The organism is Ensifer sp. LC384 (genome assembly GCF_001695865.1).
GTDB lineage: Bacteria > Pseudomonadota > Alphaproteobacteria > Rhizobiales > Rhizobiaceae > Ensifer.
Map to the genome: position 1 here is coordinate 218,088 of NZ_MBST01000002.1, position 10,740 is coordinate 228,827.

The window sequence follows — 10,740 nt, forward strand, 5'->3', positions numbered from 1 at the left end:
TTCCTTGTCACAATGTGGTCGCGGCGCGCGCGGACTGGTCATAGGCACCCGACATGAAGCGCAGCACGGCGGCGATTTCCGACAGCGTTTCTTCGGAAGGGCGGGCATTGGCCGTCGACGTCACGAGCAGGCGCTCGCGGATCTGTGCATAACGGGTGCAGGCCTCTGCTCCCTTGTCGGTGATCTGGATGGTCTTTTCCTTGCCTTCCTTGCCCGTGGTGACAAGGCCGGCCGCCTCAAGCTTGCGGATGGCATAGGTCGCGACATGGGTGTCTTCGATGTCGAGCACGAGGCAGATATCGGCAAGCTTCTTGCCGCGATCGCGGTGGCGGATCGTATGCAGGATCAGGATTTCGATGGAGGAAAGGCCGGGCACGCCGGCAGCCGCCATGCACCGCACCATCCAGCGATGGAAGGCGTGCGAGGCGAGGATCAGGCCGTACTCGACTTCCGAAAGGCCAGGGGACCCGCCTTCGGCGAGATGTGCGGAGGAGACGATCGGCCCGATCGCGGATACGGGCTTCAGATGGCCGGGCAGAGCGTCCTCCGCCCATTCCCTGCCTTCAAAGCTCTCCTCAGACTTCTTCGTCATTCAGCACTTCCTCATCTTGACGATTTTATGTCATCATTTTATCGACATTTTGTCAACGAACTGCTTTGATGATTTTCGGAGCCGACCCGAGATGGCGGCATACGAGTGAGAGGATGGACGATGAGCGCACGCGAAACCGGCAGCTGGGACTTCTGGATCGACCGTGGCGGCACCTTCACCGACGTGATCGGCAGGGATCCGCAAGGCCTTCTGCATGCGCGCAAGGTGCTGTCGGAGAACCCGGAAGCCTATCGCGATGCGGCGGTGCAGGGCATCCGCCTGCATCTGGGCCTGCCGACCAGCGCGCCGATCCCGTCCGGGCTCATCAGCGAAGTGCGCATGGGCACGACGGTCGCGACCAATGCGCTGCTCGAGCGCAAGGGCGAACCGCTGGCGCTGGTGACGACGCGCGGCTTCCGCGACGCGCTCAGGATCGGCTATCAGGAACGCAAGAACATCTTCGCCACCGAAATCATCAAGCCGGAAGCGCTCTATCAGGACATCGTCGAGCTCGGCGAACGGGTGCTGGCCGACGGCACGGTCGAGCAGGCGCTCGACGAAGCCGAAGCACGCGAGGCGCTGGCAGCACTTCGCGACCAGGGCTACAACACCGTCGCGATCGTCTTCATGCACGCCTACAAGTATCCGGAGCATGAGGCGCTGGTTGCCCGGCTTGCCCGCCAAATGGGCTTCGAACAGGTGTCGGTGAGCCACGAAGTCTCGCCGTTGATCAAGTATGTCGGTCGCGGCGACACCACCGTCATCGACGCCTATCTCTCGCCGGTGCTGCGCCGCTATGTGGCACAGGTGTCGAACGAGCTCGATATCGAGCGCTCGGGCGCCCGCGTTATGTTCATGATGTCATCGGGCGGTCTGACGGCTGCCGACATGTTCCAGGGCAAGGATGCGATCCTCTCCGGCCCGGCCGGCGGTGTCGTCGGCCTCGCCAAAACCGGTGAAGCAGCCGGCTTCGACCGCGTCATCGGCTTCGACATGGGGGGCACGTCGACCGACGTTGCCCATTTCGACGGTGAGTACGAGCGTGCCTTCGAAACCGAAGTCGCCGGCGTGCGCGTGCGCGCGCCGATGATGCTGATCCACACGGTTGCCGCCGGCGGCGGCTCGATCCTGCATTTTGACGGCGAGCGCTTCCGCGTCGGACCGGATTCCGCCGGCGCCAATCCCGGTCCCGCCTGCTATCGAAACGGCGGCCCGCTGGCTGTCACCGATGCCAATGTGATGCTCGGCAAGCTGATGCCCGAGTTTTTCCCGGCGCTGTTCGGGCCGGAGCAGAACGAGCGGCTCGACGTCGAGACGGTGCGTGAGCGGTTCGCGGCGATGGCCGCGGAAATCGGCGATGGCCGCAGCCCCGAGGACGTTGCTGACGGCTTCATCCGCATTGCCGTGGCCAACATGGTCGAGGCGATCAAGAAGATCTCGGTCCAGCGCGGCTACGACGTGACGCGCTATGCGCTCAGCTGTTTCGGCGGTGCCGGCGGCCAGCACGCCTGCCTTGTCGCCGATCAGCTGGGCATGAAGAGCATTCTGGTTCACCCGATGTCGGGCCTGCTGTCGGCCTATGGCATGGGCCTTGCCGATATTCGCGCGACGCGCCAGAAGGCGCTCGGCGTTGCGCTCGACGACAAGGCGCCGGCGGCCCTCGCTGAGCTTGGGTCCGACCTGCAGGTCGAATGCCTCGGCGAACTCGAGGCGCAAGGCATTGCTCGCGACGAGATCCGCACGCATCTGCGCGCCCATATCCGCTATGCCGGCACCGATACGGTTCTGGCGGTTGATGCGACCTTCCCCGAGCATGACGATATCGCGCGCCTGCGCGCCGAGTTCGAGACATTGCACAAGCGCCGCTTCGGCTTTGTTGCCGAGAACAAGGCACTGGTCATCGACGCGGTCGAAGTCGAAACCGTCGGCGGCGGCGCTGCCCAGATGGAAGGCGAAGGCCAGGCCACGACCGAAGGCGCGCCCGCGCTCAGCCGCAGCACCCGCTTCTACTCGCAGGGCCAGGTTCATGATGCGCCAGTGGCGCTTCGCTCCGAGATCAAGCCCGGCCAGCGCCTCGATGGTCCGGCGATCATCATCGAGCCGAACCAGACTGTTATCGTCGAGGACGGCTGGCAGGCGGAACTGACGGCCAAGGACCATATCGTGCTTCGCCGCGTCAAGGCGCTGCCGGCGCGCAGCGCGATCGGCACCAAGGCCGATCCGGTCATGCTCGAGATCTTCAACAACCTCTTCATGTCGATCGCCGAGCAGATGGGCGTGACGCTGCAGAACACCGCCTATTCGGTGAATATCAAGGAGCGTCTCGACTTCTCCTGCGCGGTGTTCGACAACCGGGGCAACCTCGTCGCCAACGCACCGCACATGCCGGTGCATCTCGGCTCCATGGACGCCTCGGTCGCAACGGCGATCCGCGAAAACCCGGTCATTCACCCGGGCGACGTCTTCCTGATCAACGCGCCCTATAACGGCGGCACGCATCTGCCCGACCTGACGGTCTGCACGCCGGTGTTCGACGACCAGGGCAGGGAGATCCGCTTCTGGGTCGCAAGCCGCGGCCATCATGCCGATATCGGTGGCATTTCTCCGGGCTCGATGTCGCCGCTGGCGACCAACATCGAGGAAGAAGGCGTCTATATCGACAACTTCAAGCTCATCGATGCCGGCCGGTTCTGCGAGGCCGAGCTTGAGGCGCTGCTGAACGGTGCACGTTATCCCGTGCGCAACATCGTCCAGAACGTCAATGATCTGAAGGCGCAGGTTGCCGCCAACGAGAAGGGCGTGGCCGAACTGAAGAAGATGATCGCGCAGTTCGGTGAGGATGTCGTCGAGGCCTATATGGGCCACGTCCAGGACAATGCCGCAGAAAGCGTGCGCCGCGTGCTCGACCAGCTACCCAACGGCGAGTTTTCCTACGAGATGGACCAGGGCTGCAAGATCGTGGTGAAGATCACCGTCGATCGCGACAAGCGCGAAGCCACGGTCGATTTCACCGGCACGTCGGAGCAGCGGTCGGACAACTTCAACGCGCCGGCGCCGGTCACCCGGGCGGCGGTCCTTTATGTCTTCCGCGTGCTCGTCGAAGCCGACATCCCGATGAACGCCGGCTGCCTGAGGCCGATCCGCATCGTCATCCCGGAAGGCACGATGCTCACCCCGCGTTATCCGGCGGCGGTCGTCGCCGGCAATGTCGAGGTCAGCCAGGCCGTTACCAACTGCCTCTTCGGTGCGGTCCAAAGCCAGGCCGGCGCTCAAGGGACGATGAACAATCTGACCTTCGGCAACGCGCATTACCAGTATTACGAGACGATCTGCTCGGGTGCGCCGGCGGGGCCTGGCTATAATGGCGCCGATGCGGTCCACACGCATATGACCAATTCGCGTCTGACCGATCCTGAGATCCTCGAGACCCGTTTCCCGGTGGTGCTGGAGGACTTCCACATCCGCCGCGGCTCCGGCGGCAAGGGCAAGTGGTCGGCCGGCGACGGCACGAAGCGCACCATTCGCGCCCGGGAGAAGCTCGACTTCGCGATCCTCTCCGGTCATCGCCGCGTTGCCCCCTTCGGCATCAAGGGCGGTGAGCCCGGCAATCTCGGCCAGAACATCGTCCGGCGCAACGACGGCCGAAACGAAGAGCTGTCGGGCTGCGCCCATACGGTTCTGGAAGCCGGCGAGGCCTTTACGGTCGTCACGCCAACCGGCGGCGGCTACGGCAAGAATTGATCTCCCAAGACTGCTGCGGTGGTCTGCGGGCGGGCGAGCAATCGTCCGCCCGCTTTGCGTTTGAAGGCTGCCGAAACAGGCGCCGTCTTGACCGGGCCGATCCTGGTGTTGCTGTTTTAACGTTAATTTAAATTCGCAATTACTAAGTATCTCTCGGTCGGTGCGCCAGAAATCTCCGCCTCCTCCCACGGAGCGCGCGCAACATTCCGGGTCTCCTCCCACCGGTTTGGCCGACCATGTCCAGCAAACCAGCGCGATCGCGACATCACAGGAGTCACGGCAGTGGCCTTCAAGAATTTATCGATATTGACCAAGGTCGGCCTCGTGGTCGTGGTCATGGGCATTTCCTCAACCCTCATTGCGCTTGCCGGCGCGCGCGGGCTCTCCTCGCTCGGAACGACGATCGTCGAAGTTGGCGCCCGCGAAGAAGCGGCGCGCGAAGCGATGGACCTCCGGGTCGATATCATCGCCATCAGCCGCATGACCTATCAGCTGGCTGCAACGCCCGGTAAGGCTTCGGAGTTCGGTGCGGAAACGGAAACGCGTGCCGCGGAAATGCTCGGTCGCCTGACCAAGATCGAGGCGGTCGCCGACGATGCCGAGGACAAACTTCTCAACGATATCCGCACGACGCTGAACAGCTATTTCGACGAGATCCGGGCGATGGTTGCCGTCGCCGGGTCGAATGGCGCTGACGGTGCCGCCGTCAAGGCTGCTCTCGACAAGGCGCTCGACGCCCAGAAAACGGTGACCACCACCGTCAAGGCCTACAGCACCTATTCCGGCGATGCTCTCGCTGCCGCCCGCGCCGAAGCGCTGGAGTCGTCCTCCGTCGCCATGACGATCCTGCTTGCTGCCGCCGGCGCCTGTATCGTTTTCGGCGTTGCCGTCAGCCTGCTCGTCGCCCGCCGCGGCATCGTGCTCCCGGTCCAGTCGCTGACGTCGATCATGAGCGAGCTTGCCGACGGCAAGCTGGATGGCGATGGTGCCGACGTTTCGCGCCGCGATGAGATCGGCGAGATGGCCCGTGCCGTCGAAGTCTTCCGCAAGAACGCCATCAGCATGCGCGACATGAAGGCCCAGGAGGCGGTGCTGCATGCCCGCAGCAGCGATCTCCAGTCCAACATCAGCATCGTGGTTGCCGCGGCCGTTGCCGGTGATTTCACGGGCCGCATCACCAAGGACTACAGTAACGAGGACCTGAACCGCTTTGCCGCCAGCGTCAACGAGCTGGTGTCGAGCGTCGACCTGACGGTCAACGAAGTCCGCCGCGTTGTGGCTGCACTCGCAGAGGCCGACCTGACCCAGACGATGCGCGGTGAATTCCATGGCGCCTTCGCCGAGCTTCAGACCAATGTCAACGCCACGATGGTGACCCTGCGCTCGACGATGCAGAACGTCCGTACGGCGGCCGGTACGATCAACGACAATTCGGCCGAGCTGAGTTCGGCGGCAAACGACCTGTCCAAGCGTACCGAGCAGCAGGCGGCCGCCCTTGAGGAGACGGCCGCGGCGCTTGACGAAATTACGTCGACCGTCCGGACTGCCTCCGAGCGGGCGAATGAAGCGCATGAAATGGTGCGTGCCACCAAAGACAGCGCCGGACGCTCAGGCGCGATCGTGCGCAGCGCCATCGACGCCATGGGCCGCATCGAAGACTCGTCGAACCGGATCAACCAGATCATTTCCGTCATCGACGAGATCGCCTTCCAGACCAATCTGCTCGCACTCAACGCCGGCGTCGAAGCGGCCCGGGCGGGCGAGGCGGGACGCGGCTTTGCTGTCGTCGCCCAGGAAGTGCGCGAACTGGCCCAGCGATCGGCGAACGCTGCCAAGGAGATCAAGACGCTGATCCACAGCTCGGCAAGCGAAGTCGAAAACGGTGTGTCGCTGGTGCGCTCGACCGGTGAAGCGCTGCTCGAGATCGAGACCCTGGTCAACAATGTCAGCGGCCATGTCAATACGATCGCCACCGCCGCGCGCGAACAGGCAACCGCGCTGCAGGAGATCAACACCTCCGTCAACCACATGGACCAGATGACCCAGCAGAACGCGGCAATGGTCGAAGAAACGACGGCCGCCAGCGGAACGCTCGCCGAGGAAAGCCGGCAGCTGAGGACGATGCTGGCGAAGTTCAAGCTCGAAGGCGCGGCAGCGCGCGAAAGCTGGAGCCGCGCCGCCTAGGTCCTGCCTGGAGCGCAAGCGCGTAACAAATCTGTGAGCGGGACGGCGCCTGACCGCCCCGCTAACTCTTGTTTGCCTGGGCAGGCTTGCGGAGTTCAGTCGAGACCTATGCCTTTGCGGACGGCCGGCTCGACATTCGCTGGAAGGGGCATTCCCTGTCCTACCGGGTGTTCGACAAGGACCAGCGTGTGACGTATGCGGCCATCACAGAGAACAAGCGGCTTTCCGATGTGCTGACTTACATCAAGGAGCGCCAGGACGTGCAGTCGCAGCCGGAAGTGAAGACCAACAGCGAGAAGATCGGTTACAAGCCGCGGGGGCGAAAGCCGGGCAAGCGGACGGATTTCATGAACGATCCCGCTGTCATCGCCCGGCGGCAGCAGGCGCTTTCCCGCCTTGATGCGGCGGAATAATCGGCTGCATTCATAGTCTCAAAGCGAAAGCCGATAGGTGTCCTTCACCCGCCCCGATTTGTCCTTGCAACCCGGACCAGCCGGTCAGATCGGGGCAGGTCGTCGTGCCGCGCCGCACCGCAAAGTGACACTTTTATTTTGCGCAACGGCGGACATTTCAACCTTGCGGCACACTTCCTATAACTCACTTTTGCCCGGCATGTGAGTTTAGCAACTGCACCTATAGCTCATTCAGTCGGAGCCAACCTCTCGGCGTCCCGGCACGTGCGTAGACGTGCAGCATACAAGCATCCTTGCATTTGTGGAGTTCCACCCAAGAATTGCAAGGCAACCCCGTCTCTGTCTTCAGCATGCGGCACTTGGGGGTGTTAGATGACCAACCGGGCGGCACAGCCCTGCTTCCGCTCCGCGTCGTTGTAGTAGCGCGCCGCCTGCGTCACGGACTTGTGCAACGACTGCTGCATGGCTTCTGGTAGTGGAATCCCACGATTGGCAGCTTCCGTCAGGTAGCCTGACCTCAATCCATGCGCCGAAAACAGTGCCGGATCGAGGCCCGCGTCCTTGCAGCGTCGCTTCAGGATCAGATTGACCGATTGCGGCGTCAGTGGGCGCCAGTCGACGTTGCCCCACTGATCAATGCGCCGGAAAAGTGGTCCCTCTGTGATACCGGCTTCTTCGAGCCAGCGCTTCAGTGCCGAGACTGGTCGGCCGATGAGGATCACATGTTGATCGTCATTGCTGGTCGTTGTTTTCGTGCGGCCGAGACGGATCGAAAGACAGGGGAGGGGCGGGGCGTTCTCGTCGTTGGGATCACCGCGGACCGGTTCCTCGCCGGTGAGATCCTCGACGCGCAATCCCGCTATTTCCGATCGCCGCCGCCCGCCGGATGCGAACGCGGTCAAAAGCAGCGCTCGATCGCGCAAGCTCACCAGGCCTTCGCCGGCACAGGCCAGCAGCAATTGAGCTAGCACGTCAGCTGTGACCGCCTTTTTGCTCTTGCGCTGTCGTGGTCGGACGCTGGCGCGCACGGCAAGGCGCAAAGCAGATTTGAGCGAAGGCCCGTCGAAGGAGCCGCTGAGTCCGCGCCAACGAGTGAGACTCGACCAGGTGGTCAGACGCCGCCGCACCGTATCCGGAGCATGGGGGCCTTTCGCTCGAAGCAGACGGCTTGAGCGCAAACCAGCCTCCACCTCAGCTGGCATGCCATGATTGGAGTCCTCGGCGCGCTTGCCCGGGTCCCAGAGGTGGTGCGCGACGAATTTCAGCAGCAGGCTCTGGGGCGCGGGCCAGGGGAGGGGGCTGCCGGTCGCAAGCTGACACCAAGTCTCAAGGTAACCGAGATCGGACGCAAGTGCCCGAAGCGTATTGTCGCCCATGCCTTCGTTGGCAAGATGTTTGAGCGTCGCGACGTCGTCGTCGGTGAGAAGGGACGCGAGTTGGTCACGGCGATCGAAGGGCATGATGGCGTCGAGTGCATCAAGCTCTTCCGCGCGCTTCAGGATATGGTCATTGCCTTCAATATTGGCCATCGCCAGATCTTTTTGGTGCTGCTACGGACTGCATCTTGTAGCATCGTTCGATGCGAATTGGAGGCTGACGATGCCATCCACCGGAACCGCCAACTTGAGGGACCTCGGGGTTAATCACGAACCGACGCTGCGCGAACGTCGGGTCGAGCTGACCGTGGCGCTCAACGCGGAACTGGCGACGGGCCAGACCGTTGTCGACTGATCCGAGGATCAGCAGGCGCTTGCCGTCGTCTTCTCCCTGCAGCCGTTGCACTTGTCCGTCCTGGCTTAGGCAGCGATCACGGCTGGCCTGATGAGGCTGGGTGGCAGGCCACGTCTGTTTGTCCAAAATCATTGCCCTTGAACAGCAGGGGCGCCTTCGCGGTCGCTGCGACCGCATAGGAGAAACAGTCACCCATGTTCAATCCGGCGGGATGGCGACCCTTTCCGTAGCGCTCGTATGCCTGCTCGGCAGCTGCAAAGTGCTTACCGTCGAAGGGAACGGCCGTAACATTCGGTGTCTCTGCCAGTCGCGCAACGATGTCAGCAGCGTTCTTAAAACCTTTGGCCGCAAGAACGATTCGGGTCTCGAACAGGGTCGGCCAGCCGACCACGATGGTTTCTTGGCGCAGCACGGCTTTGAAGCTCTCCGCTTCCGGTTCGCCGAGAACGATCGCTAATACGGCCGATGTGTCGATTACGATCATACAGGCAGGCCGTCTTCATCATAGAGGTCGTCGTGGGCGGAGGTAGTGTCGGTTGGAACGTTAGACCTCCCGTGCTCGGCCATGTCCCAGACCGCATCGAGCGGATGTTGGTTCTTTTGTTGGCGGAGTTCGCTGTCGTAACGCTCCAGCGCTCGCTCGACGAGCTTGCTCATCGGCATGCCGGTGCGCCGTGCCAGCGCGTGCGCCAGTTCCTTCGCTTTGGCGCTGCGTATGGACAGTTGCGGTTCGGACATGATGCCAAGGCTCCGAGGCTGATCTTCGAGGCTTAAAGATAGTGCTTATGGCCCGAGATAGCAAGAAAACCGCGCGAGATGGCTAACTATCGATACGGGATACCTATCGATAGTGATGGACTCTTCTAGAGACCATACGATGTGAGGAACTGTAACTTTCAGATAGAGTTCGCTTAGCAAATCATTTACCATGATTTCAATGCCTTACGATCTCGCCCATTTGCCCATCCGGACCCTGCTTCGGCCCATCTCGGACGCCGGCGTCGCGCTCGCCCGTCTCGACGAGCGCATCGCCCGCTCAGCCGTCGGCGAAGGCTTTCTCGAACGCATGCACTTCGCCGATGCCTGCGCCTCACTGTGGATCGATGGCGAGCTCGTCCACCTCGAGGACCTGGTGCTGCACGACGCCGGCCATGACATCCGCACCCCGATCCATGAACTGACGATCGCCCGCGACGTGCTGCGCAGCCGCCGGCGCATCGCATCGCAGTCGCCCGGCTGGGCGCTCGGCCCCGACGGCCTGCGCACCCTCAGGCAGGCGTGGCCTACGGCATCAGCTGACGCCGGCGGTACTCAGAGACGCGAAGCGGCCACGACCGATCCTGCTTCCTTCGGAGGAGGGGAGGGGGAGGACGTCTCCGCTCAAACTTCCACCCCGTTCGACGCCGAGCTGGCCGCCATCGATGCGCTGCTCGCCCGATCGGAAGCAGCGATCGCGGCAGCTAAGACGCCCGGCCCGGCTCAGGCCGCCGCTCGGGAAAGGGATCCGCTGGTCTATGATCTCGACTGGGACGAGGACGAGCGCCTCGAGGAATGGCGCGGTGTGCTCCAACAAATCGGTGAGCTTCCGCCGGCGCTGCAGGCGATCGTCGCTTTGGATGCCTGGAACGAGCTTTCGGTGTTGCAGCACGCGCTCTGGCTTGGCCGGCTGTTGTCGGCCTCTATCCTGCGCCTGGCCGGCATTACCACCGCGGCTCATCTCACCGCCGTCAATCTCGGCCTGAAGTCCATCCCCGTCGAGCGCCGTCGGCATCGCGATCGCGAAACGCGGTTGCTGGCGAACGCCCACGGCCTGATCTCGGCCGCCGAGATCGGGCTGAAGGAGCATGATCGGCTGGCGCTGGCGCGGCAGATGATGGAGCGAAAGCTCGCTGGCCGGCGCTCCTCGTCAAAGCTGCCGGAGCTGATCGAGCTCGTGATGGCGAAACCGCTCGTCTCGGCCGTGACCTTGCCCCGTTGAAATAATCCATTTTGAAGTAAGCTCTGGCCCATTGAGAGGACCAGGGAATGAAGCGCAACCGTTTCACGGACGAACAGATTATCGGCATTCTGAAGGAGCAC

The 10,740-nt window shown here is 63.0% G+C and carries 8 protein-coding genes and 1 pseudogene; 5 read left to right on the forward strand and 4 right to left on the reverse strand.

From position 1 onward, the window contains the following. Nucleotides 1–7 precede the first annotated feature (7 nt). Nucleotides 8–592 carry a winged helix DNA-binding protein gene (locus BC363_RS04190; RefSeq protein WP_065786042.1) on the reverse strand — a complete coding sequence of 195 codons (585 nt, stop codon included), beginning with the start codon at nucleotides 590–592 and terminating at the stop codon, nucleotides 8–10. Between the two features lie 120 nt (nucleotides 593–712). Between BC363_RS04190 and BC363_RS04195 the strand changes: the two genes are divergently transcribed. The 3 genes and pseudogenes from BC363_RS04195 to BC363_RS04205 form a co-directional block, all read left to right on the forward strand. Next, nucleotides 713–4,333, forward strand: coding sequence for a hydantoinase B/oxoprolinase family protein (locus BC363_RS04195; RefSeq protein ID WP_065786041.1), 3,621 nt, complete (start codon nucleotides 713–715; stop codon nucleotides 4,331–4,333). A 282-nt stretch (nucleotides 4,334–4,615) separates the two neighbouring features. Further along, nucleotides 4,616–6,517 (forward strand): methyl-accepting chemotaxis protein, encoded by a 1,902-nt coding sequence (locus tag BC363_RS04200; RefSeq protein WP_065786040.1) that lies wholly within the window; start codon nucleotides 4,616–4,618, stop codon nucleotides 6,515–6,517. 98 nt (nucleotides 6,518–6,615) lie between these two features. Continuing rightward, nucleotides 6,616–6,930, forward strand: a pseudogene (locus tag BC363_RS04205) (ISNCY family transposase); the annotation flags it as partial. 368 nt (nucleotides 6,931–7,298) lie between these two features. Here BC363_RS04205 and BC363_RS04210 read toward each other — a convergent pair. After that, on the reverse strand, nucleotides 7,299–8,459 hold the full coding sequence (locus BC363_RS04210; protein WP_065786038.1) for a tyrosine-type recombinase/integrase: 1,161 nt from the start codon (nucleotides 8,457–8,459) through the stop codon (nucleotides 7,299–7,301). 70 nt (nucleotides 8,460–8,529) lie between these two features. On the opposite strand from BC363_RS04210, the gene BC363_RS36190 reads away from it, so the two are divergent. Continuing rightward, the gene (locus BC363_RS36190; protein ID WP_280137956.1) at nucleotides 8,530–8,661 is read left to right on the forward strand and encodes a hypothetical protein; all 132 of its coding nucleotides are present in this window, start codon (nucleotides 8,530–8,532) and stop codon (nucleotides 8,659–8,661) included. A gap of 76 nt (nucleotides 8,662–8,737) precedes the next feature. On the opposite strand, the gene BC363_RS04215 is transcribed toward BC363_RS36190, so the two are convergent. Continuing rightward, nucleotides 8,738–9,145: a type II toxin-antitoxin system VapC family toxin gene (locus BC363_RS04215; RefSeq protein WP_065786037.1), complete on the reverse strand. Its 408-nt coding sequence runs from the start codon at nucleotides 9,143–9,145 to the stop codon at nucleotides 8,738–8,740. After that, a complete protein-coding gene (locus BC363_RS04220; protein WP_065786036.1) occupies nucleotides 9,142–9,399 on the reverse strand; it encodes a type II toxin-antitoxin system VapB family antitoxin in 258 nt (85 codons plus the stop codon). The genes BC363_RS04215 and BC363_RS04220 overlap by 4 nt, the downstream gene beginning before the upstream one ends. Nucleotides 9,400–9,589: 190 nt before the next feature. On the opposite strand from BC363_RS04220, the gene BC363_RS04225 reads away from it, so the two are divergent. Then, nucleotides 9,590–10,639, forward strand: coding sequence for an RHE_PE00001 family protein (locus BC363_RS04225; RefSeq protein ID WP_083223683.1), 1,050 nt, complete (start codon nucleotides 9,590–9,592; stop codon nucleotides 10,637–10,639). The last annotated feature ends 101 nt before the right edge of the window (nucleotides 10,640–10,740 follow it).